Below are 24215 nucleotides of genomic sequence, written 5' to 3' on the forward strand. Positions count from 1 at the left end.
TAGACGAACTGGTATATTGACTTTTTCATAGAGCGAGAACGGTTTTTCACGACTGCTTCTCGTTTCCTCTTCTATTGCCTTTAGCCGAGCATATTCAGTAGCAGAAATTTCGATTTTTTCATCTAATTTTTCGTCCATATTGCAACTCGCTTTCTATTTTTGAATTAAATACTTTCTCATATCAATGGCACAGGCAACCAAAATGATGGCCCCGCGAACTATGTAGGTTATTGAACCTGGCACATTTAGGAAAATCAATGCCGCATTGATGATTTGTAATAAGATTACTCCAATAATAACTCCCTTGACTTTACCAACTCCGCCGGTAAACGATACCCCTCCGATAACGCATGCCGCAATGGCATCAAGCTCATAGCCATTTCCAGTCGCTGCAGTATTAGACCCCACTCTGGCAGATTCCAAAAATCCGGCGAGACCATACATTGCCCCGGCAAGCATAAATACAAGCGTAGTAGTCCAAAAAACAGAAACACCAGAAACTTTGGCGGCCTCGGCGTTACACCCAACGGCAAACATATTTTTTCCAAATACAGTCTTGTTCCAAATAAACCAAATGACAGCAGAAATTATAATAGCATAGACTAATAGCCAAGGTAGGTAAAAATCTGAATCCCCAAAAACATTTCCTATTACAAAGTCGGTATACCTCTGGTCGATCCCACCAATCGGTGCCCCAGCATTAGATCCCCAAGTCGCATATATTAGAGACAGCCCGTAGATGATCAATTGGGTACCGAGCGTTACAATAAAAGGATGAAGCATAAATCTAGCAGACATAAAGCCGTTGAAAAATCCAATGATTCCGCCCACGATCATAACGATTATTATAACGCAAATCAATTGTCCGATAATAGAAGATGCGGGATCTTGAGGCAACCACGTGAGAGATTTATACATCTTGGCAGCGTAATCAGGTGCCTGCAGAAGTGATGCCGAAATACAGGCTGTAAGACCAAGCATTCTACCAGCTGAGAGATCTGTCCCTGCAAGAATTACCGTCCCTGCAATACCCAGCGCCATCACCAATCTGGTGGAGCTAAGTGTGAGGATGTTAATTATCGAGCTGCCCGAAATAAATCTTGGATTATAGATCACGACGCATATAATCAATATCAGTACCAAAATATATAGAGCATTATCGAGTAATGTGTCTGCAATAAATTTTTTCTTATCAGCATCAGATAAGTTTTTATATGTTGCTATTTGCGTTTTAAACATAAGATTATTCCTTTCTTAAACATATTTGGTGGTGAAATCTTGGGAGCCGTTTTCGATCATATCTACTAATAAGAGGATTGCTTAGTTTAGTCTAAAATATTTGCTGGATATGGTGTATATGGGAAGAACAAATTTTTAGAATTTGGTTCAAATGTATAATTGGTTCCAGCGAGCGGCTCTTTACCGTTCATAATATTGAATGCCAATGTGGATACGTAGGTGGCAATAGTGTTTGGATCCTGTCCAGCAGAAGCGAGCATCTGACCTGCGTCGATATAGGTTTGTGCCTCTGCAGTTGCGTCAACACCAATAATTGGAATTGCCTTTGATGCATCATTGTTCCAGCCCACTGCCTGAAGCGATTTCATGGCTCCTATTGCAATTCCGTCGTTGTTGCAAAACACAAGTTCGACTCCCGATTTGTCGGTAACAGGATTTGCGGCAAGGAAAGTGTCCATCGCATCTTTGCCTTTGTTTGTAGACCAGTCGTCTGCTAGAAAGTCGGTTCCCAATTGTACAATATTTGGCTTACCGGCCGCAGTAAAAAGTTCATTGGTTCGGGTAACGCTAGCTTCGGTTCTGCCATTTGCCTCTGGATGTGAAAGATCGGAGCGAATCATAACATACTCGATTGTACCATTGCCGTTTTTATCATATTTGTCATAATCTTTGAGAATAGTTGTCGCAGCGATTTCGCCTTGCATTAATCCGCCACCGCGTGAATCAGAACCAACGAACCAGCAGTTTTGATATGAGTCTATTGCATCTTTGTGTGGTTGCTGATTATAAAATAAAATTGGTATGTCGGCGTTTTTGGCTTTGTTAACAACGGTTTGGCTAGACGAAATGTCGGCCATTCCTACAACTAAAATTGTTGCCCCTTTTTGAATGGCATTGTCAATTTGATCGTTCTGTACATTTTGCTTTCCTTCGCTATCGTTAAAGTTATATGCTACTCCCGAAGTTTCGTATAGATCACCAATTGCGTTCATAACGGCATTTTGTTGTGGATCAGAGAAATTGTAAACGAAGTGTTCTAGCATCGGGCCGCCTGCTGCTGAACAGCCAACGAAACTTGCTGCTACAATAGTTGTTAGTGCGAGAAGAAATTTTGATTTTTTCATAATAAACCCTCCTGAAATATGTAATGATTTGTTAATATAGTATATTATAATGATCCCACAAATGCAATGATTTGACGGTAAATTTCAAATATTACCACATGGTAAATACAGCCTTGAAAATTTATGTATGATTCAGTAAAATAAATTTTGATAATAATAAAAGCTGGGGGTGCCAAATAAGTGGCTGAGAGATACCCTTAATACTTGAACTGGATAATGCCAGCGTAAGGAAGCGAAGAATGATCCTTACAAAGTATAGTTTTTCTATTATACAATAATGAGTGAGGTGTGTAAGATGATAAAAGCCATGATGCAAAAGGTAAAAGCAAAGAATCCTCTGATTCATAATATTACAAACTACGTAACAGTAAACGACTGCGCAAATGTATTGTTGGCCTGCGGGGCGTCACCAATTATGGCAGATGATGAACGTGAAGTACAAGAGATCACAGCCTTATGCGGGGGACTGACTATAAATATGGGAACACTAAATTTGCGAGTTGCTAAATCTATGTATATTGCAGGGGTAATGTCAAATAAGATGGCGCATCCTGTGGTACTAGATCCTGTAGGAGTTGGTGCATCAAAATGGAGAATTGAAAGGGCGCAAGAGTTTTTGCGACAGATCAAATTTAGTGTGATTCGTGGAAATATTTCAGAAATTAAGAGTCTAGCAAAGGGTACTCAAACAACTACAGGTGTTGATGCCAATATAGCGGATGAAGTAACGGAAGAGAATATAGAAGATGTAGTAGAGTTTGCTCAACAATTTGCTCAGAAAACGCAAGCCATAATTGTGATTACAGGAAAGATCGATATAATATGCGGCATGGAGACTGTGTATATCGTTAGGAATGGAAACGCGATGATGAGTAAAGTTTCAGGAACAGGATGCATGCTTACTACGATGATTACTGCATATGTAACTGCGAACCCGGACAACAGGCTGTTAGCAACGACTGCAGCAGTGGCGCTGATGGGCCTTGCGGGAGAAAGAGCTTTCGATAGACTGGCAGCAAATCAGGGAAATACCAGCTACCGAGATTTGATAATGGATGAAATATATACTATGACAGGTGAAACTTTAGAAGCGGGAGCAAAATATGAAATGTTCAAATAGGGTGATGCGTCTATATGCGGTAACAGATAGAGCTTGGACAGATAAAGCGACGTTGCCTATTCAGGTAAAGCAGGCATTAGAGGGAGGAATTACTTGCTTACAATTGCGAGATAAAAATCACATTAATAAGGAAGAAACTCTGGAGATAAAAAATCTTTGCGCTAAATATGGTGTTCCATTTATTATAAACGACGATATCGCGGCGGCAATGAAATATGATGCGGATGGCATTCATGTGGGGCAAGATGACATGGCAGCAGCAGATGTACGAAAGAGAATTGGTGAAGAAAAAATTTTGGGGGTAACTGTTCATAATGTAACGCAAGCAATAAAGGCCGAAAAAGATGGTGCTGACTATCTCGGCGTTGGCGCAGTATTCAAAACTGATACGAAAACCGATGCGGTGACAATAGGTATTGCAGAAGTGGCGGCCATTGTATCGGCAGTGAATATTCCTGTCGTTGCAATTGGCGGAATTAATGTAGAGAACATCAAGCAACTGAAAAGAGCAAACGTCGACGGTGTTGCAGTAGTATCGGCAATATTTGGAAGCGATGACATATCGGCAACTTGTGCGAAACTGCTTGCTGAATCAGAGAAAATTGCTCGAATGGCAACAGCTCTCACTATTGCAGGATCAGATTGTAGCGGAGGAGCTGGTATTCAGGCAGATCTCAAAACTTTTGTTGCCAACAAAGTTTATGGAATGAGCGTAATTACAGCATTGACGGCGCAAAACACGATGGGAGTTTCGGGAATTTTTGATGTAAGCGCAGAGTTTGTAGCAAGTCAGATAGATAGCGTATTTGTGGATATCTACCCCAATGCTATAAAAATTGGAATGGTATCGAATATTCAGATCGTGGACGCTATTGTCGCCAAAATTAAGCAATACAAACCGAAAAATATAGTGATTGATCCTGTAATGGTATCGACAAGTGGGCACAAATTATTATCTGATGGGGCAGAAGTTGTGGTGATTGAAAAGCTGTTGCCATGCGCTACGGTTATTACACCAAATATCCCCGAGGCAGAAATATTGTGGAATAACAAATCCATCAACACAGAAGAAGACATGATGGAGGCCGCTGAGTATATTGCGGAAAAAGTTGGTGTTGCTGTATTAGTAAAAGGAGGACATCTGGTAAACGAAGCAATGGATTTTTTATTTGCAGATGGGGTGGGCACCTGGTATACAGCAGATAGGGTAGAGACAGCCAATACGCATGGAACCGGATGTACGCTCTCTTCCGCCATTGCAGCGAATTTGGCAAAGGGATATAGCTTGGAAGCCAGTATTACAAATGCCAAAAAATATTTAACCGGAGCGCTAAAGGCAAATTTAGATTTAGGGCATGGGAGCGGTCCGCTAGATCACGCATATATGATAGGAGAACATTGTGAAATTAACAGATAGATTATTTGAGAAGGTGCAGCAGATATGGGAAAGTTATAATCAGCATGAGTTTGTTCGAGGTATAGCAAACGGAACATTAGAAAAATCTAAATTTAGGTTTTATCTGATTCAGGATTATTTGTATTTATTAGATTACGCAAAGGTGTTTGCCTATGGAGTAATAAAATCTAAGTCCGAGAAGAATATGAAGTTCTTTGCCGATTGTATTCAGGGAGTAATATCAAGCGAAACAGATATCCACAAAAACTATATGAAAATATTAGATATCAGAGAAGATGAGCTTACTAAACCAACGCTAACAACGACAAGCTATACCAAATATATGATAGGTGTCGCTGCAACAGAAGGAGCTGCAGAGATTGCAGTAGCAGTGCTTGCCTGTTCGTGGAGTTATTTATTCATAGCGCGTAATATTGTTGCCGAACAAGGAAATTCGGATTTTTATGCCGAGTGGGTTAATGGCTACGCAAGCGATGAATATGCGGAGGCAAACGATGTGATAATAGATTTAGTCAATAATCTTTGTGTGGATTATACCGAAGAACAAATTTTAAATTTAGAAGACATCTTAGTTAATTGTAGTAAATATGAATACATGTTTTGGGATATGGCCTGGAATATGCGATAAAATTTTTTTTGAGAGCTGGTGCGTTATAGACCAGTTCTTTTTTGTTGACATTTAAATGGATAAAAGGTATTATGAAATAAATGTCAGAAAGGATGATGTAATGAAAAAATTAATCTTAAGAACATTTTTAAGCACATTGACTATCGTAATATTTTTGATGCTATGGCAAGCGGCGGTGGTCAATGAATTTGTTCCAACTAATAAAATCGTTTCTCCAGAAGAAGTATTTGATGCATTTCGAATGAAAATAAAGAACCCGGCTCCGGATGGCGCAACGGTCCAAGCGCATCTAGGCCAAAGTCTAAAAATTTTATTACTCGGATGGTTGGCGGGTTCGTTAGTTGGAGCAATATTGGGGCTATTGATGGGATGGTATAAAATAATCGATTACATAATACAGCCGATTTTTGAATTATATAGAATGATTCCTGCAGTTGCCTGGATTCCGATAGTAAGTTTGTGGGCAGGAACGGGAGATAAAGCTAAGCTAGCGGTAATATTTTTTACTTCACTTATCCCAGTTATTGCATATGCCAGAACCGGTATAATCAGAACGTCAAAAACTTTACTTTCTTTGGCCACAATGTATGGAGCTAGTGATTTTGAAAAATTTACTAAAGTAGCTATCCCAATTGCAATACCAGAAGTGCTTACTGGCATAAAAATAGCGCTTGTAAAAGTCTGTATTACACTGGCTGTTGTAGAATTTTTGATGTCTAATTCAGGAATAGGTTACATGATTAATATGGGACGACGATATCAAAGAATCGATATTATTATTTTGGGAATGGTTGTTATGGGAATAACGGCTAAAATATTTATATCTACAATAGAAGGATTAGAAAAAGGGGTATTAACGATTAGTAGAAAGTAGGTAAATATGGAAAAGGTAAAAAAAATTATATATGCTATAATATCTGTGACAATATTGATAATAATATGGACAATGGCAGCTAAAAATCAGGAGTTACTTCCTTCACCAAAGGAAGTTTTTGCAGAAGTAGCTATATTTATGTATGTTCCAATTTCTGGATATACATTGATAGGGCATATTTTGGTAAGTTTATTTCGGTTGGCTTTTGCCTTGATGGTCTCTAGTGTAATTGGAATTTTTGTAGGTATTATGATGGCTCTAAATTTCTATATTGACTGTACAATTGGAACGTTAATAAAATTCATAACATTAGTTCCCGCAATTGCTTGGATGCCCATAATGATTATGTGGAATGGCATAGGAGAAAGTTCTATAATTATAATTATCATACTCGGGATTATATCGCCTATAATAATAAATACATATTTAGGATTTTATAAAATTGATAAAAAGTTTTTAGTGATAGTTAAGACCTTAAATGCAACCAAAAAACAAGTTTTTACAAAAATTTTGATCCCAATAGCGGCGCCAAAAGTGGTTAATGGACTAAAGAACGCTTTAGAAATAGGCTGGATTATTTTGATTGCAGTAGAAATGCTGATGGCTGATGAAGGAATGGGATTTATATTAACTCGAGGTATGGATTATTTTGATATACCTCTTATATTTGTGGGGATGATTTCGATCGGTGTTGTTAAGTCGATTATATCTTTGTTAATTGCAATCGTGGAAGAAAACTATAATTGAAAATTATTGACTTTTTATGCCAAACTATATATCATATAATTTATGAATGCAGCGTTAAGTAACATTCTGATAATTTTTAGAAAGAGGTGTGTCGATGAAAGTAAAAGAAGGGAAAATTGCACTTGTCACAGGTGGCTCGAGAGGAATAGGCAAAGCAATCTCACAGCGATTAGCCGAGGACGGGGCAACTGTCATTATAGCAGATATCTTGTATGAGGCAGCGGTAGAAACTTGCAATGAGCTTAACGCATTAAATTTAAAAACGGTGCCGTATCAAGTGGATTTATCTAGCTCAGATGATATCGCCAATATGTTTAAATATATTAAGGAAACATACCACACGATTGATATACTAGTGAACAATGCCGCTATTCAAATTAGAGGAGCTTCTGTAAACTTTTTGGAAGAAAACTGGGATAAAGTTTGCGATATCAATCTAAAATCTCAATGGCTAACCTGTCAAGCTGCGGCCAAAATTATGTTAAAAAATGGATACGGCAAAATTGTGAGTATAGCCTCTGGAACTGCTTGTCGTGCGCAATCGCAACGAGCTCCATATACAATCACAAAGTCGGCAGTAGAAGGGCTGGCGCGTGCACTGGGCAATGAGTGGGCAAGATATGGCATCAATGTAAATTGCGTATCACCAGGATGGACACTCACACAAATGGTTCAAGATGGCATAGACAAAGGACTTGTAAAGCCCGACGAAATTTTGCCTATGGTACCTCTAGGAAGATTTATGGATCCCGCCGAAGTGGCCAATGCGGTAAATTTTTTAGCATCTGATGAAGCATCAGGAATCGTAGGTCAAACGCTATATTGCGATGGTGGCGGAAGCATTCGTTGTAATAATGAACCATACTTTCCATTGGAAATCGAAGAATAGGAGGATATAGAAATGAAGAATCAGAATTTAGATGCGCACAAAGTTGCCGCAGGAATCAGAAGGCGCGTATTAGAAGTTGCCTTACGAGATGGTGGATGTAATGTTTCGCAAGCGTGTTCTATGGCAGAAATGTTTGGAATGCTATATACAGGAGGGTTAAACATTACCGAAGTTGCCGAGCCGCTAACCCCAGTATATTTTCCTGGCGCACCCAATAAAAACAATCCGGGAATTTTGGGGCATGAATATAACGGCGAGAGAAGAGCGGATCTAGACCGATTCTATCTATCGCCAGTTCAATGCTCGATCGTTCTTTACGCAGCGCTGGCGGCCACAGGGAGAATGACCGAAGAAGGCTTTATGCTATTCGGAAAGGATGGCTACGTAATCGAACATATTGGCGAAGCGCACTCTCCGGGAATGGACATCAGCCCGGGCTCTCTTGGGCAATGCTTAGGTATGGCAGCCGGAGTTGCGATGGCCCGCAAACTTAGAGGTGATACAGGAAGAAACATTGTGATCCTAGGAGATGGAGAATGCGAGCTTGGAATGACTTGGGAAGTTGTTCAAGCCATGGTAACCAGAAAGCTGAATAATATGGTTGTTATCGTAGATCAAAATCGTCAACAATGCGATGGAAAAATGAGTTTAATTTGCGATGTAGAAGATACGTTAAGAGACAGATTTGAGGCATTTGGATGCGAAGTATACGAAGTTGACGGACACAATCCAGATGTGCTCAAAGCCGTAATGAATCAGCGACCAGATCCTGCAGGGAGACCGAGAGTAATCTTGGCGCAGACTAATCCAATAAAAGATATGCCCGCACTTTCTGAAAAGGGACACAGAATTCACTTTGTACGCATTGATGAAGCCGAAAAACCGATCTACCAAAGCTATGTCGACAAGTTTAGAGAAATAGAAAACGCATAGGAGGCGAAAAGAATAATGGAAAGAGTTATTAAAGTATATGACAATGCATTTGCAGAGTATGGAAAAGACAAGCCAGAAGTTATTGCGTTTTCTGCGGACCTAAGCGGAGGGTGCGAAGTTAGAGAGTTTTGGGAAAAATATCCAGATAGATTTTACTCAATGGGGATAGCAGAACAGAATATGCACTCATTTGCAGGTGGGATGGCGCTAGAAGGCTTCGTGCCGTTTGTACACACCTTCGCGGTATTCATCTACAGGCGTTCGTTAGATATGGTTCATCTATCAATCGCGCATCCAAATGTTAAAGTTCGATTGGTAGGATCCGTTCCGGGAGTCACCTCTCCTGCGGGGGCAACGCACCAGGCTTTAGATGACATTGCGGTTATGAGGGCCGTTCCAAATATGACAGTATTAGAATGTGGCGATGCGACAGATGTAGAAAGCTTCTTTCAGTTACAAGAACAAATCAACGGGCCAGTTTATATTCGAGTTCTCAGAGGAGAGGTTCCTAGATTATTTAACACACCTATGGAACTAAACAAATCCAGAATGTTATCAGACGGTGAAGACGTGGTAATTCTATCCTCTGGAGTGTGCACCGAAGAAGCTATGAGAGCGGTCGACTCGATTAAGAAAGCCGGCATCAGCGTGCACCATAGACATATAACTTGCCTCAAGCCATTTGAAGATCAGGAAGTCCTAGAGGCAATCAAAAAGGCAAAATATGGAATTATCACAATGGAAAACCACAATGTTTTGGGTGGATTAGGCTCCATTGTTGCAGACATGATGGCAGAGCACGGCGTTGGTAAAAAGCTATTTAAAGTAGGGATCCAAGACGAGTATATGCACGGCGGCTCCAAGCTGTATCTAATGAAACGCTACGGCCTTGATGCGATGGCGTTAGTAAAAAAAGTAAACGAGGTGGTAGGCAGAGACTTGGGTATCACAGAAGATATGTTAGAGGCGTTCCATTTTGAATTAGAAAACGATGCGACGAGAGCATTAGGAGTTTAAGCGGTAGCCGCCGAGCTAGATGCATGAAAATTTGCGGTAGCCGCAGAGCTAGATGCATAAAAATTAGCGGTAGCTGCCGAGCTAGATGCATGAAAATTAGCGGTAGCTGCCGAGCTAGATGCATAAAAATTAGCGGTAGCTGCCGAGCTAGATGCATGAAAATTTGTGGTAGCTGCCGAGCTAGATGCATAAGAATTAGCGGTAGCTGCCGAGTTGGGAGCATGAGAACTTGTGGTAGCTGCCGAGCTAGATGTATAAGAATTTGCGGTAGCCGCCGAGCTAGATGCATGAAAATTTGTGGTAGCTGCCGAGCTAGATGCATAAGAATTAGCGGTAGCCGCCGAGTTGGGTGCTATGACAATTGAACTACATACAGATTTATAAATTGCTTGAAATGAAATTGAGATAAGTTGGAATTGCGTTCTAACAAAATAAAAATAGGAGGATACAAAAATGAAAATGAGAAATTTTGTATTATTATTAGGAATTACAGCGGTGGGACTTATAGGGTGCTCGGGCTCAGCTGATGCAGATGTTAGCACTATAAGCGAGTATACATTAGAAGCATTTGCCGATGTCGAGCCATTGGCTGAAAGTGTTGAGTTTAATGTCGGGTCTCTTGCGGGAAGTACGCACGGATTTTCAAATTACTTGATAGAAAAGTTGGGCGGCTATGAGCATTCGAATATGGACGCTGAAGTGATTGTATTTGGCACTGGACCAATTTTGGTAGAAGCGATGGTTTCTGGAGATTGCGATGCGGGACTATATGGATTGGGCGGAACTCTGGCAGGAACGATTGGACAGGGATTTGTTAATTTTGGAGCAGGATCTAGAGATTATCAAGCGTTACAAATTTATTCCCCAAACGACGGCGAGATGGTTGCTGCAGGTGAAGGCGCACAAATTCCAGGAGTTTATGGTACGGCAGAAGATTGGAGAGGTAAAGATATATATTTACCAGTGGGCAGTACACTTCACTATATGCTAAGCGTTGGGTTAGAGGAATTAGGTCTAAGTACCGACGATATTAAAATAACTCACATGGATGTTCCGAATGTGAACACGGCTCTTCGTGCAGGAAAATGTGACATTGGCGGGCTTTGGAACAGCTATCCATATGGCGATATTAATGAGAAGGCAACGGCGATAATGAAAGCCGAAGATGTAGATGTAACATTGGTAACATGTTTTTCTGCACCTAAAAGTGTGGTCTCTGATGCGGCTAAGATGTCTGCAGTAGAAAAGTGGATGGAGCTATACTTCGCAGCAGTAGATTGGATGTATGCTAGTGACGAGAACCTCGATCTTGCAACGGACTGGTTTTTGGAATGGAATGATTCGAACGGAATTAGTAGTGAGCGTTTTGAAATAGAAGCGCATCTAAAGTATCAAAAACCATACACATTGGAAGAGAATATCGAAATGTTTAATACGCAAAGTGATGCGGGCGAATTTTCAAAACTTGTCGAGTATAATGTATTGCCGTTGGAATTTTATGTAGAGCAAGGTAGTTATCGAGAAAAAGATATTGAAACATTTTTGGAGCCTCAGTATTTTGATTCATCTGTAATTGATAAGTTGGCAGCGAAGTAATAATTAAAAATGGCGCACGCTGTATTTTAGCAGAATCAAAATGGAGGATATTGGAAAATGAAAAAGTTTGCATTATTATTAGGATTTGCAACATTGGCGACAGGAATTACGGGGTGTTATGGATCAAATGTTACAGAGACTGGCGCTATAAACAAGTATACATTGGAGGCATTTGCAGATGTGGAACCGTTGGCTGAAAATGTTGAGTTTAACGTTGGAGCACTTACAGGGAGCACACATGGATTTGTAAGTTATCTGATACAAAAATTGGGTGGCTATGAGCATTCTAATGTTGATGCAGAAATAATTGTATTTGATACGGGAGCACTGTTGGTAGAAACAATGGTTGCGGGAGACTGCGATGCGGGACTATATGGATTGGGCGGAACTCTTGCGGGAACGATTGGACAGGGGTTTATCAATTTTGGAGCAGGATCTAGAGACTATCAAGCGTTACAACTTTATTCACCAAACGACAGCGAGATGGTTGCGGCAGGAGAGGGCGCACAAATTCCTGGGGTTTATGGTACGGCAGATGATTGGAGAGGCAAAGACGTATATTTGCCAGTGGGTAGTACGCTTCACTATATGTTGGGGGTGGGGCTAGCAAAATTGGGTTTAAGTATGGATGATATCAAAATAACTCATATGGATGTGCAACAAGTAAATTCTGCGCTTCGCAGCGGACATTGTAATATTGGTGGGCTTTGGACCAACTATCCATATGGCGATATAAACGAAACAGCAACGGCGATAATGAAAGCCGAAGATGTAGATGTAACATTGGTAACATGTTTTTCTGCACCTAAAAGCGTGGTATCTGATGCGGCTAAGATGTCTGCAGTAGAAAAGTGGATGGAGCTATACTTCGCAGCAGTAGACTGGATGTACGCCAATGATGAGAATCTCAGTCTTGCAACTGACTGGTTTCTGGATTGGAATGATTCACAAGGAGTTGACAGTGAGCGTTTTGAAATAGAAGCGCATCTAAAGTATCAAAAACCATACACATTGGAAGAGAATATCGAAATGTTTAATACGCAAAGTGATGTGGGTGAATTTTCAAAACTTGTCGAGTATAATGTATTGCCGTTGGAATTTTATGTAGATCAAGGTAGTTATCGAGAAAAAGATATTGCAACATTTTTGGAGCCGCAGTATTTTGATTCATCTGTAATTGATAAGTTGGCAGCGAAGTAATAATTAAAAATGGCGCACGCTGTATTTTAGCAGAATCAAAATGGAGGATATTGGAAAATGAAAAAGTTTGCATTATTATTAGGATTTGCAACATTGGCGACAGGAATTACGGGGTGTTATGGATCAAATGTTACAGAGACTGGCGCTATAAACAAGTATACATTGGAGGCATTTGCAGATGTGGAACCGTTGGCTGAAAATGTTGAGTTTAACGTTGGAGTACTTTCGGGAAGTACGCATGGATTCTCAAGTTATTTGATAGAAAAACTGGGTGGATATGAACACGCTAATATTGATGCGGAAATAATAGTATTTAGTACAGGACCAATTTTGGTAGAGGCGATGGTTTCGGGAGACTGCGATGCCGGTGCATATGGATTAGGTGGAGTATTAGCTGGAACGATTGGACAGGGGTTTGTCAATTTAGGAGCAATTGCTAGAGACTATCACACGTTACAAATCTATTCGCCAAACGATAGCGAGATGGTTGCGGCAGGGGAAGGCGCACAAATTCCAGGAGTTTATGGTACTGCAGATGATTGGAGAGGCAAAGACGTATATTTGCCAGTGGGCAGTACGCTTCACTATATGTTGGGGGTGGGGCTAGCAAAATTGGGCCTAAGCACTGATGATATTAAAATAACTCATATGGATGTGCAAAATGTTAATACAGCGCTTCGTGCAGGAAAATGCGATATTGGTGGGCTTTGGCATAATTATCCATATGGAGATATTAACGAACAAGCAACACCGATAATGACCGCCGAAGATGTAGATGTAACACTGATGGCATGCTTTGCCGCACCAGGAGATGTGGTGGCGGACCCCGAGAAAATGCCTGTAATCGAAAAGTGGATGGAGCTATATTTCGCGGCAGTAGACTGGATGTATGCTAGCGACGAAAACCTCAGCCTTGCAACTGACTGGTTTCTGGAATGGAATGATTCGAATGGCATTAGCAGTGAGTATGATGAAGTATCAGCGCATTTAAAATATCAAAAGCTATTAACATTAGAAGAGAACGTCGAGATGTTTCATACACCAAGTGATGCGGGCGAATTTTCAAAACTTGTCGAGTATAATGTATTGCCGTTGGAATTTTATGTAGAGCAAGGTAGTTATCGAGAAAAAGATATTGCAACATTTTTGGAGCCGCAGTATTTTGATTCATCTGTAATTGATAAGTTAGTAGCAAAATAATAAGACAAAATAAGATAAGATAAGAAAGGAATGATTACTTGTATGAATAGAAAAAATCAACCAAAATCGATATTCGCTGAAATTTTATTGCCCATAATTGTAGTTTTAGGCTTTTTATTTGTGTGGCAAATCTCGATTATGGTAGGAATAATTCCTCATAACAAAATGGCAACACCGATAGAAGTATTTTCGACTTTTCTGGTAAAATTGCATGATACCGCACCAGACGGAGCAACTCTGCAAGAGAATATTTTGCAAAGCTTAAAAATTTCATTATCAGGATTATTTATGGGGATATTTATTGGAACCCCTCTGGGATTGTTAATGGGTTGGTACAAAAAAGTGGATATGGTGGTTAAACCTATTTTTGAACTATTTAGACCGATTCCGCCAATTGCTTGGATTCCGTTAACGATATTGTGGATTGGGGTAGGCGACTTTGCAAAGATATGTATTATATTCGTTTCTGCATTTATCCCATGTGTATTAAACTCTCAAGCAGGCATCAGGCAAACGTCTCCAGTGCTGATTAATATGGCCAAAACGTTTGGGGCAACAGATTTTGAAACTTTCTTAAGGATAGGAGTGCCGTCATCGATTCCTATGATTTTTGCAGGAGTGAGAATTGCCCTTGGGAATGCGTGGTCTACTTTGGTTGCAGCAGAGCTTCTGGCTGCCAATGCAGGATTGGGATATATGATTACGATGGGTAGGCAGTATCAGAGAATTGATATTATCGTCTTGGGAATGGTGACGATTGGTTTGTTAGGATTCGTTATTACCTGGGGATTTGAAAAACTCGAAAAGCATGTGATGAAATGGAAGGTGGATTAAAATGAAAAAATTAAGTCTATATTCTGTAGGGTCTGTTGCGGCGTTTATTATAGTATGGTTTATCGCGTCTCTATTTAATGCTGAGTTGATTCCCTCTCCGATAGCGGTAATAGACAGGATGATATTGTTATTTGAGAAACCTGTGTCGGGATATAATTTGTTTGGACACATTTGGGCCAGTTTACGACGAGTGCTCATTGCATTACTGATTTCTGGAGTAGTGGGAATCGTAATGGGAATATTGATTGGCTGGAATTATTATGCGAAGAAAACAATTGGAGTATTATTTGAATTAATTAGACCGATACCGCCGATTGCGTGGCTACCGATTATTGTTATGTGGTTTGGAATCGGAGAGCTTTCGAAAGTAGTAATGGTATTTATTGGAACGTTAATGCCTATAGTTATCAATACATACACTGGAATTCGAATGGTGGATAGCGCGTTACTTGATGTTGCGGAGTCGTTTAACGCTAGTGATAGACAGCTGCTAACAGAGATAGCAATACCATCAGCATTGCCGTCGATAATGGCAGGGATCCGAAATGCTATTGGCGTGGGCTGGATGGTAGTGTTGGCAGCAGAAATGATAGGGGCAAAAGAAGGAGTAGGATTTTTGATTACTCGAGGGATGGAGTATTTTGATGTACCACTAATAATGGTTGGAATGGTTGCTATTGGCATTGTAGGTGCGTTGCTATCAGCTGTAATAGAAAAACTAGAAAGGGTGGTTTGTCCGTGGGCATACAGAATGGAGTAATTTTAAAAGTTGAAAATATCACAAAAAAATTTCCTAGCAAAGACGATGAAAATATTGTAGTAAAAGATATTTCGTTTGAAGTGAGAGAGAATGAATTTTTAGTTATTTTGGGTCCTGGATATTGCGGAAAAACAGTATTGTTAAATATGATAATGAATCTGCTAAGCCCTGATTCGGGCAATGTATATCTAGAAGGCGACATTATGACGAAAGAAAAGATGGGCAATAAGTTTAGCATGATTTTTCAAAAATTGGGACTAATGCCTTGGAAGACTGTTATGGAGAATGTGGAGCTGGGACCAAAATTGCGTGGCGAAGCCAAGGCAACAAGAAGAGAACGTGCTCAAAAATATATAGACTTAGTGGGGTTAACCGGATTTGAAAAAAGTTTTCCGTATCAACTATCTGGAGGAATGAAACAACGAGTAGGGATTGCTCGTGCGTATACAAATGAACCAGAAATTATGATTATGGATGAGCCATTTGGGCAATTAGATGCGCAAACCAGGTATAATATGGAAGAAGAACTCGCGAGGGTGTGGCAGCAAGAGAAGAGGACTGTAATTTTTGTTACCAATAATATAGAAGAAGCAGCATATTTGGGTGACCGTATATTACTGTTGACAAAATGTCCGGCACAGATTAAGGAAATTTATAACATCGATTTACCGAGACCACGAAATATGACGAGCATGGAATTTTTGCAGTTGCGTAAGAAAATTTCAGATAACACAGATTTGGCTTTATAGAAGGAGGGGGTAAAATGGACAAAATACAAGTAAAAGGATTATCTAAATCGTTTGGTGAGTTGCAAGTTCTAAAAGACCTAAACTTTTCTATAAAGAAAGGTGAGTTTGTAGTAGTTGTTGGGCCAACAGGTTGCGGAAAGACCACATTTTTAAATTTGCTAACTAGAATATACACACCCACTTCGGGAGATTTATATATAGATGGAGAGCCTGCAGATCCCAAAAAGCATAATCTAGCATTTGCATTTCAAGAAGCATCGGCAATACCATGGCTAACCGTCGAAGAGAATATCAAATTTGGATTAAAAATCAAGAAACTACCAAAAGGAATTATTAAAGAGCGTACCGATAACATCATCGCATTGCTGGGGCTCGAAAAATTTAGGAAGCAATATCCGCGGGAGCTATCCGTAAGTTGTGAGCAAAGAGTAGTGATCGGCAGAGCATTTGCATTGCACCCAGATCTGCTATTGATGGATGAACCGTATGGGCAAATGGATATTAAGATGAGATACTACCTAGAAGATGAAGTGTTAAAAATCTGGAAAGAACTGGGAACCACGGTTGTGTTTATTACTCACAATGTTGAAGAGGCAGTTTACCTTGCTGAAAAGGTATTGATTCTATCGAACAAACCGACAACTATTAAAGAAGTGGTAGAAATTGATCTACCGCATCCGCGAGATTTTACAGACCCTAAATTTGTTCAAACACGAGAATATATCACAAATCAAATTAAATGGTGGTAAAATACTATTGCAATATTTTGAATTGTAGAGTAAAATAGAAAAAAGCTAGGGGTGCCATTGTGCTGAGATATACCCTCAATACTTGAACTGGATAATGCCAGCGTAGGGAAGCTAACTTTGTGCCAAGCTATGCCTATATAAGGTGTAGCTTTTTTTTATCTTAAAAATTAGGAGGATTGAAAATGTTGGATGTAGTAGGAGGAATAGTATTTGCTGTGTTTATAGGATTTTATATCTATAAAATACGAAAAGAAACGTGGGATATAAAAAAAATTGTGGTAATGGCATTGTGTGCCGCATTGAGTTTTGCATTATCAATGATTACATTTATTAGATTGCCACAAGATGGTGGCGTGAGCCTCGCGCCGATGATGCCAATTATGTTAGCGGCGTATATTTACGGGGCAGGAGCGGGGATGACCACGGGGTTGGTATACGGATTACTTAAGATTATGAATTCTATGTATATACTGACACCGGTACAATTTTTACTTGAATATATTATGTCACCGATGATCGTCGCCATTGCCTGCTTGTTTGGCAAAGACACAAAGATAAAAATATTACTAGGGAGTGCAATAGCGCAATTTTTACGATTTTTGTTACATTTCATAGTGGGAGCAACATATTTCAAAGAATATGCCGGAACAGAAAATCCATGGATATATTCTTTCTTTTATAATGGACCAGTATCATTGGTAGAAGGAATCATTACCTGCGCTATACTCGTGGCATTGCCAATACCTCTAATTATTAAGCAGTTAAAAAAATAAGATTATTTCTATCCTTGGACTTGCAAATTTTTACCAAAGCTGCTATACTAAAAAATGCGTATAGTAAAATATAATTTTGTGAAATGAGGATTAAATATGTCTGTTATTAAGTTTGAAGATTATATGCACGTGGGGGTCATTGTTAACAACATCGAAGAGACGATTGCTAAGATGGAAAAAATATTTAAAATTGACGAATATCGAATCAATCTATTTCCTCCGGAAAATGTTAATAAAGACGATATCCAACTGATGTATAAAGGCAAAAAAACTTGGTTTACTGCTAGATTTTGCTTTATGAGAATGGGTAATACAGAAATAGAACTTATTCAACCTTTAGAAGGTGAAAGTTTGTGGAGAGATTATCTAAATGAACATGGCGAAGGTCTTCATCACCTAAAATTTGAAGTAGATTCTATTAACGAAACTATGAAAGCTTTTAAGGAGATGGGTGTTGATTGTCCGCAATATGGCTCTGCAGTTGGGCCAAATACTGGCAAAATTTGGGCATATTTTGATACTACAAAAGAATTAGGATACGTGTCTGAGATATTAAACAGACAATTGTGGGAAACTATCGACTAAAAACCACACTTTTGATCCCTCCAAACTATTGGAGGGACTTTTTATATAAAGGAGTTGACAAATGCTATCAATTTTGAGTCCGATATTACCAATGATACTTTTAATTGGCCTAGGCATGTGGTGTAGGCGTTCACAATATTTTTCACACCACACTATCGCTGAAATTAAAAGATTTTTGCTAAACATCTGTACACCGGCCACAATTATAAATATGACGTTATTAATGGAGATCGAAGCCCAAACGTTTTTGATAATAGCCTTAAGCTACATTATGCTATGTGTATTTTTATTAGGCGGAAAGCTATTAAACCTAATTCCTCCATTACATAATACGCTCAATCCATATGTATGCTCTGGTACGGCATTCATGCTAGTTGGGATGTCGCTATTTACTATTATATACGGAGCAGAGCATCTAGCAACCTTCGCATTGCTGGGGATAGGTCATGAATTTTTCATATGGACGATATATTACCCGTTGTTTCATTTAGATACCAAAGGCACCAAAATCACAATCGCAACGTTTAAAAATCTGCTAACATCTCCCTTTATTATAGCATTAGTGGCGGGAATGATGCTAAATATCTTTGGTGTAGTAGAAATTTTGGAGGCAAACCCAATAGGAAGTGGAATCTTAAGTGCAATCACGATGCTCTCTTCTGTTGCGACACCACTATTGCTTATTGCATTGGGATATGGATTAGCGTTCAAAGTAGATAATCTAAAAGCGAGTCTGAAATTTGTATTTGTAAGATTTTTGGTTGTCGGAGTTTTGGGATTGCTATTTAAATTTTTGATTATAGATCCGTTAATAGAACCTAGCTTAGTTGTGGACTTATCGTTTTATGCGTTTTTGGCACTTCCACTGATGTTTACACTAACATTATTTGTAGAAGGGGTTGTGAGCGATGAGGAAGTGGAGATAATCAACGGTGCGATAGGTATTTCGACCATAATAAGCATAATACTCTTGATAATATTATCTATATTGATTCCGCCAGCGATATTGTAGGAAAATATAGGTTATGCTATTTAGAGTGCATTTATTGACTTAACAGATGTTATCTGCTATACTTTATTCACGTAAAGTAAAAGTCTAAAAATAGATAGGAGTTATATAATGTCTACTAAACAAATTACTATGGTAGGTCTTGGAGCGGCGTTGATGGCTGTGTTTGCACAAATTTCGATTCCAATTCCAAACGTACCACTAACATTTCAACTTTTTGGAGTAGTTCTTTTAGGAGTTATGTTGCCTCGAAAGCTTTCTACATTAGCATTAACAGTATACGTATTGATAGGTGCTGTGGGGGCTCCTGTATTTGCAGGCTTTAGCGGTGGGCTCCAGGCGTTAATTGGGCCAACAGGCGGGTATTTATATTCGTTTATAGCGTCTGCTTTTATCGTGGGAACATTTGCTAAGAAAAACAATATGATTTATACAACAATAGGAGCCTATTTGGGTCTTGCCGTCTCCTACATAGTGGGGACAATTCAATTGAAATATGTTTTGGATATGAGCTGGCTTGCAGCTATAAGTTCAGGAACCGGAGGAGGCGTATTCTTAATTAAGGATATTGTATTTACGGGTATTGCTATTATAGTAGGTAAGCAAATTCATCAAATTTTACTCAAAAATGGATTGTTAAACAACAAAATAACAGAATAAATAAAAAGGGTAGACCGTAGAGCAATAAGTTCTATGGTCTATTTTTTTGCTTAAAATAATTTGTAAGATGATAACTGAACGTTATCATTTGCATGGCATGATGCCAGTAAATTCGATTCTATTTTTTAATTCTTTCATTAAGCAAACAATTAAAAGTTGTGGGGAATACAATTAATGTTTGTTTTTGTAATATAAAATTTTTAAAAACATAGACATAAATTATTAATATTTTTTGTAAATGTATCTATACTTTTTTGGTGTAGCATGCTATACTGAATTTTATAGAGGTCACATAATAATGCAAAAGACCAACGAAGTAACTATATTTTGATCATTTTTTACAACAAGGAGGCAGTTTATGAATAAAGTATTAAAAGGTATTGCGTTAGGAGTTATGTCGTTTGCAACATTGACAGGATGCGCATCAGATACAAACAATTCGACAGAGGATGGCATCAAGGCCGGGGTGTTTTACTACAATTTCTCTGATATTTACATATCCACAGTTCGTGCCAATATGGACGATATGCTAGAAGATTTGGGAATGAACTTTCAAAACTATGACGCTTCTGGAAACCAAGCGACGCAAATGGACCAGATTAATACTGCGATCGCGAATCAGGTGGATTTGCTAATCGTAAATCCAGTAGAAATCACATCTATCGATATTGCAGAGATTGCTAAAGCTGCGGGTATTCCAGTAATTTTCTTCAACCGAGAAGTTACCGACGATGTAATTCTCAGTTACGACAACTCTGCATATATAGGAACGAGCTCGACAGAAGCCGGGCATCTTCAAGGAGCTATGATAGGCGAATACCTACTGGATAACTACGATTTAGTGGATCTAAATGGCGATGGAGAAATTTCATACGTAATGTTTAAGGGACAAGAAGGAAACGTCGAAGCCGATGGACGTACAAAATATTCTGTAGAAGATACCGATGCGCAATTGGTAGCTGCAGGAAAGCCGAAGCTTGCTTTCTACGACGACAAAAATACCGCCAAATATTTAGTAGATCAAGGTGGAAATTGGTCCGCTCAAGCCGCAACAGATTATATGAATGTAATATTGGCAGAATACTCCGAAGCTAATGGCAATATGATTGAGCTGGTAATCGCCAACAACGACGGAATGGCAGAAGGGGCGATTTCGGCTCTCCATAACGTAGGATTTAATACAGGCTCTGGCAAGTCGATTCCGGTATATGGCGTTGATGCAACAGATTCGGCAAAGCAGCTTATAGCAGAAGGAAAAATGACGGGCACCGTAATGCAAGATGCGCAGGCAATGGCCGCGGCTGTAACTCACCTAGCCAAAAACGTGATGAATGGCGAAGACTTGATGGCTCATACCGAAGAATATAATGTAGATGCAACTGTAGATAAAATTCGTGTGCCATATAGTATTTATTCTGCTGCACAATAATACGCATATAAAACTGTAGGTGCCTGATTATATCGATTGGGCATCTTAAATTTTGATGGGAGGGATAGTATGGCATTGCTAGAGATGCAAAATATGAACAAACAATTTCCGGGAGTCAAAGCTCTCGATAACGTTTCGTTGGTAGTAGAGCCCGGAACCGTTCACGCGCTGATGGGTGAGAATGGCGCAGGGAAGTCGACATTGATGAAGTGTTTATTTGGAATGTATAAACCCGACAGCGGAACCATTTTGCTAAACGGAAATGAGATCAATTTCAAAAACTCTAAGGAAGCACTAGAAAATGGTGTGGCGATGGTGCATCAAGAATTAAATCAGGCACTGTCAAGAAGTGTAATGGACAATTTGTGGATAGGGAGATACCCAACATATAAAGGGTTGATGGTAAATCAAAAAGAAATGCTAAAGCGTTCTAAGGAGCTGTTTGAGTTAATTGGAGTAGATGTGGATCCCAAAAAAATCATGTCCAAAATGTCGGTTTCGCAGAGGCAAATGGTTGAAATTGCAAAGGCAGTTTCATACGAATCCAAAATTATTGTATTTGATGAGCCGACATCATCTTTAACAGAAAAAGAAGTGGGGCACCTATTTAGAATCATCAATATGCTTAAGGCCAAAGGCTGCGGCATAATTTATATAAGCCATAAAATGGAAGAAATCTTAAAAATCAGTGATGCAATAACTATTATGCGTGACGGGGCGTGGGTGGCAACGAAGGACGCAAAAGAAGTTACTATGGATGAAATCATCAAATTGATGGTGGGTCGAGAGCTTACCAATCGTTTTCCAGAAAAAACCAACAAACCTGCAGATGTAATCTTAGAAGTCGCAGGAATGGCGGGAAAATATACGAAGCTAGTCGACGCAACATTTGATTTAAAAAAGGGAGAAATTTTAGGAGTTGCAGGATTAGATGGGTCTGGTCGAACCGAGCTAGTTGAAAATTTATTTGGGTATATGACAAAATCTAAAGGAGAAATTACTCTGCACGGCAAAAAAATTGAGAATAAAACTCCACAAGATGCTATCAAAAATGGCTTTGCGTTAATCACAGAAGAAAGACGAGCAACCGGGATTTTTGGAATTTTAAGCATCAAAGAAAATACTGTCATTGCAAACCTCAAAAACTATCGCAAAGCAAAGATTTCGCTGGACGAAAAGAAAATGAAGGCCGACACGCAATGGTCCATAGATTCGATGCGCATCAAGACGCCTAGTCAGTCCACCAAAATTCGTTCGCTATCGGGTGGCAATCAGCAAAAAGTGATTCTGGGTAGATGGCTTCTTACCAAACCCGAAGTATTGCTTCTAGATGAGCCAACTCGCGGTATCGATGTAGGTGCCAAATTCGAAATTTACCAATTGATTATGGAGCTTGCAGACGAAGGAAAGGGAGTCATTATGATTTCGTCTGAGATGCCAGAGCTTTTGGGCGTATGCGATAGGATTTTGGTGATGTCTGGAGGGCGCGTTGCTGGAACAGTGGATGCGAAGAACACAACTCAGGAAGAAATTATGACTCTAGCAAGCAAGTATGTGTAAAAAGGAGATAAAGTTATGGTAAATGTAAAAGAAGTAAAAAATATATCGAGGAAGCAAGTTGCTGATTTTCTGCTAAATAATGCGTTGTTCATATTAATGGGAATTGCGATCATATATATTGCAGTGTCAAACGAAAACTTTCTAAAGTGGCCGTCTATTATAAATATCGTATCGCAAACAGCCGCGTATCTGCCGGCCGCATTGGGGATAGCGGGGTGCATTGTGCTTGCTGGGACAGACCTTTCTGCCGGGAGAATGGTAGGGCTCTCTGCCTGCGTATCAGCATCGTTATTGCAAGCAGTCGGAACAGGAAATAAAATGTGGGAAGGTATCGGAACGCTGCCTATATGGATCGTGATTCCTGCGGTCATGCTATTATGTGCCGTGATCGGAGCATTCAACGGATTCTTTATTGCCAAGTTTAAAGTTCATCCATTTATCGTAACGCTGGGTACACAGTTAATTCTGTATTCGGTTTTATTGTTATACGTACAACAAGGGTCAAATCGCGGGATGGCGATTTCGAATCTAGATAAGTCATACACAACATTTGTTAAAGGTAGTTTGCCGTTTATGAAAATAGCAGGGGTGCCAATTCCAAATTATGTAATTTTTGCGTTAATCATTACAGCGATCATCTGGTTTATATGGAACAAAACGACGTTTGGTAAAAATATGTTTGCACTAGGGTCAAATGAAGAGGCAGCAAAGGTGTCGGGTGTGAACGTATTTATGACCACGATTTTAGTATTTGCACTCGCTGGGGCTATGTATGGATTTACAGGATTTGTTGAAGGTGCACGCATCGGATCCAATACAGCAAATACAGGATTGAACTACGAGCTCGATGCCATTGCGGCTTGCGTAATCGGCGGGGTATCGTTTGTGGGAGGTATCGGAAAGGTACGAGGAGTGATCATCGGCGTCTTGATGTTGCGTCTAATATTTATAGGTCTTCAAATGACCAGCGTGGACCAAAATCTCCAATATCTCATTAAAGGCGGAATCATTTTGTTTGCCTGCGCTCTGGATATGAGAAAATATTTAGTTAAGAAATAGACCGCAGAATTGTTCTCTACATAATAAAGATCCTTGCATCGCCAACAAGAATAGTGTATACTAC

At 39.5% G+C, this 24215-nt stretch carries 25 protein-coding genes and 2 riboswitches; of the genes, 22 read left to right on the forward strand and 3 right to left on the reverse strand.

What is annotated here, in order from left to right:
• Positions 1-153: 153 nt before the first annotated feature.
• Complete coding sequence (locus PCY70_RS09450; protein WP_305767162.1) at positions 154-1239, reverse strand: galactose/methyl galactoside ABC transporter permease MglC; 1086 nt, start codon at positions 1237-1239, stop codon at positions 154-156.
• A gap of 86 nt (positions 1240-1325) precedes the next feature.
• Complete coding sequence (locus tag PCY70_RS09455) at positions 1326-2363, reverse strand: galactose ABC transporter substrate-binding protein (protein WP_305767163.1); 1038 nt, start codon at positions 2361-2363, stop codon at positions 1326-1328.
• 155 nt (positions 2364-2518) lie between these two features.
• A riboswitch (TPP riboswitch) is annotated at positions 2519-2611 on the forward strand.
• A gap of 47 nt (positions 2612-2658) precedes the next feature.
• Between PCY70_RS09455 and thiM the strand changes: the two genes are divergently transcribed.
• The 8 genes from thiM to PCY70_RS09500 all read left to right on the forward strand — a co-directional run bounded on the left by thiM (position 2659) and on the right by PCY70_RS09500 (position 9988).
• Positions 2659-3483 carry a hydroxyethylthiazole kinase gene (thiM, locus tag PCY70_RS09460; protein WP_305767164.1) on the forward strand — a complete coding sequence of 275 codons (825 nt, stop codon included), beginning with the start codon at positions 2659-2661 and terminating at the stop codon, positions 3481-3483.
• Positions 3467-4900, forward strand: a complete 1434-nt coding sequence (thiD, locus tag PCY70_RS13750; protein WP_323132690.1) for a bifunctional hydroxymethylpyrimidine kinase/phosphomethylpyrimidine kinase — start codon at positions 3467-3469, stop codon at positions 4898-4900. The genes thiM and thiD overlap by 17 nt, the downstream gene beginning before the upstream one ends.
• The gene (tenA, locus tag PCY70_RS09475; protein ID WP_305767165.1) at positions 4884-5528 is read left to right on the forward strand and encodes a thiaminase II; all 645 of its coding nucleotides are present in this window, start codon (positions 4884-4886) and stop codon (positions 5526-5528) included. The genes thiD and tenA overlap by 17 nt, the downstream gene beginning before the upstream one ends.
• Positions 5529-5628: 100 nt before the next feature.
• Positions 5629-6402, forward strand: a complete 774-nt coding sequence (locus tag PCY70_RS09480; RefSeq protein ID WP_305767166.1) for an ABC transporter permease — start codon at positions 5629-5631, stop codon at positions 6400-6402.
• A 6-nt stretch (positions 6403-6408) separates the two neighbouring features.
• Positions 6409-7149: an ABC transporter permease gene (locus tag PCY70_RS09485; protein WP_305767167.1), complete on the forward strand. Its 741-nt coding sequence runs from the start codon at positions 6409-6411 to the stop codon at positions 7147-7149.
• 94 nt (positions 7150-7243) lie between these two features.
• On the forward strand, positions 7244-8038 hold the full coding sequence (locus tag PCY70_RS09490; protein WP_305767168.1) for an SDR family NAD(P)-dependent oxidoreductase: 795 nt from the start codon (positions 7244-7246) through the stop codon (positions 8036-8038).
• A gap of 12 nt (positions 8039-8050) precedes the next feature.
• Positions 8051-8971 carry a 1-deoxy-D-xylulose-5-phosphate synthase N-terminal domain-containing protein gene (locus PCY70_RS09495; RefSeq protein ID WP_305767169.1) on the forward strand — a complete coding sequence of 307 codons (921 nt, stop codon included), beginning with the start codon at positions 8051-8053 and terminating at the stop codon, positions 8969-8971.
• A 15-nt stretch (positions 8972-8986) separates the two neighbouring features.
• Positions 8987-9988, forward strand: coding sequence for a transketolase family protein (locus PCY70_RS09500; RefSeq protein WP_305767170.1), 1002 nt, complete (start codon positions 8987-8989; stop codon positions 9986-9988).
• Here the strand turns inward: PCY70_RS09500 and PCY70_RS09505 are convergent.
• Positions 9985-10530 (reverse strand): hypothetical protein, encoded by a 546-nt coding sequence (locus PCY70_RS09505; protein WP_305767171.1) that lies wholly within the window; start codon positions 10528-10530, stop codon positions 9985-9987. The genes PCY70_RS09500 and PCY70_RS09505 overlap by 4 nt on opposite strands.
• Between PCY70_RS09505 and PCY70_RS09510 the strand changes: the two genes are divergently transcribed.
• The 14 genes from PCY70_RS09510 (at position 10484) to PCY70_RS09575 (ending at position 24151) form a co-directional block, all read left to right on the forward strand.
• Positions 10484-11584, forward strand: coding sequence for an ABC transporter substrate-binding protein (locus PCY70_RS09510; protein ID WP_305767172.1), 1101 nt, complete (start codon positions 10484-10486; stop codon positions 11582-11584). The genes PCY70_RS09505 and PCY70_RS09510 overlap by 47 nt on opposite strands.
• A gap of 57 nt (positions 11585-11641) precedes the next feature.
• Positions 11642-12784 (forward strand): ABC transporter substrate-binding protein, encoded by a 1143-nt coding sequence (locus tag PCY70_RS09515; protein ID WP_305767173.1) that lies wholly within the window; start codon positions 11642-11644, stop codon positions 12782-12784.
• A gap of 57 nt (positions 12785-12841) precedes the next feature.
• Positions 12842-13984, forward strand: coding sequence for an ABC transporter substrate-binding protein (locus PCY70_RS09520; protein WP_305767174.1), 1143 nt, complete (start codon positions 12842-12844; stop codon positions 13982-13984).
• Positions 13985-14026: 42 nt separating this feature from the next.
• On the forward strand, positions 14027-14818 hold the full coding sequence (locus tag PCY70_RS09525) for an ABC transporter permease (protein ID WP_305767175.1): 792 nt from the start codon (positions 14027-14029) through the stop codon (positions 14816-14818).
• 1 nt (position 14819) lies between these two features.
• Positions 14820-15578: an ABC transporter permease gene (locus PCY70_RS09530; RefSeq protein ID WP_305767176.1), complete on the forward strand. Its 759-nt coding sequence runs from the start codon at positions 14820-14822 to the stop codon at positions 15576-15578.
• Positions 15579-15595: 17 nt separating this feature from the next.
• Positions 15596-16327 (forward strand): ABC transporter ATP-binding protein, encoded by a 732-nt coding sequence (locus tag PCY70_RS09535; RefSeq protein ID WP_416387542.1) that lies wholly within the window; start codon positions 15596-15598, stop codon positions 16325-16327.
• A gap of 14 nt (positions 16328-16341) precedes the next feature.
• On the forward strand, positions 16342-17076 hold the full coding sequence (locus PCY70_RS09540) for an ABC transporter ATP-binding protein (RefSeq protein WP_305767177.1): 735 nt from the start codon (positions 16342-16344) through the stop codon (positions 17074-17076).
• A 37-nt stretch (positions 17077-17113) separates the two neighbouring features.
• A riboswitch (TPP riboswitch) is annotated at positions 17114-17202 on the forward strand.
• A gap of 56 nt (positions 17203-17258) precedes the next feature.
• Positions 17259-17849 (forward strand): energy-coupled thiamine transporter ThiT, encoded by a 591-nt coding sequence (thiT, locus tag PCY70_RS09545; RefSeq protein ID WP_305767178.1) that lies wholly within the window; start codon positions 17259-17261, stop codon positions 17847-17849.
• A gap of 96 nt (positions 17850-17945) precedes the next feature.
• On the forward strand, positions 17946-18434 hold the full coding sequence (locus PCY70_RS09550) for a VOC family protein (RefSeq protein WP_305767179.1): 489 nt from the start codon (positions 17946-17948) through the stop codon (positions 18432-18434).
• A gap of 61 nt (positions 18435-18495) precedes the next feature.
• Positions 18496-19446 carry an AEC family transporter gene (locus PCY70_RS09555; RefSeq protein WP_305767180.1) on the forward strand — a complete coding sequence of 317 codons (951 nt, stop codon included), beginning with the start codon at positions 18496-18498 and terminating at the stop codon, positions 19444-19446.
• A 108-nt stretch (positions 19447-19554) separates the two neighbouring features.
• A complete protein-coding gene (locus PCY70_RS09560) occupies positions 19555-20103 on the forward strand; it encodes a biotin transporter BioY (protein ID WP_305767181.1) in 549 nt (182 codons plus the stop codon).
• 358 nt (positions 20104-20461) lie between these two features.
• Positions 20462-21532, forward strand: coding sequence for a galactose ABC transporter substrate-binding protein (locus PCY70_RS09565; protein ID WP_305767182.1), 1071 nt, complete (start codon positions 20462-20464; stop codon positions 21530-21532).
• A 69-nt stretch (positions 21533-21601) separates the two neighbouring features.
• The gene (locus tag PCY70_RS09570; protein ID WP_305767183.1) at positions 21602-23092 is read left to right on the forward strand and encodes a sugar ABC transporter ATP-binding protein; all 1491 of its coding nucleotides are present in this window, start codon (positions 21602-21604) and stop codon (positions 23090-23092) included.
• Positions 23093-23107: 15 nt separating this feature from the next.
• Complete coding sequence (locus PCY70_RS09575; protein ID WP_305767184.1) at positions 23108-24151, forward strand: galactose/methyl galactoside ABC transporter permease MglC; 1044 nt, start codon at positions 23108-23110, stop codon at positions 24149-24151.
• Positions 24152-24215: the final 64 nt, after the last annotated feature.

It is taken from the genome of Candidatus Epulonipiscium viviparus, from assembly GCF_030708075.1.
In the GTDB taxonomy this organism is placed as follows: Bacteria; Bacillota; Clostridia; order Lachnospirales; family Cellulosilyticaceae; genus Epulonipiscioides; species Epulonipiscioides viviparus.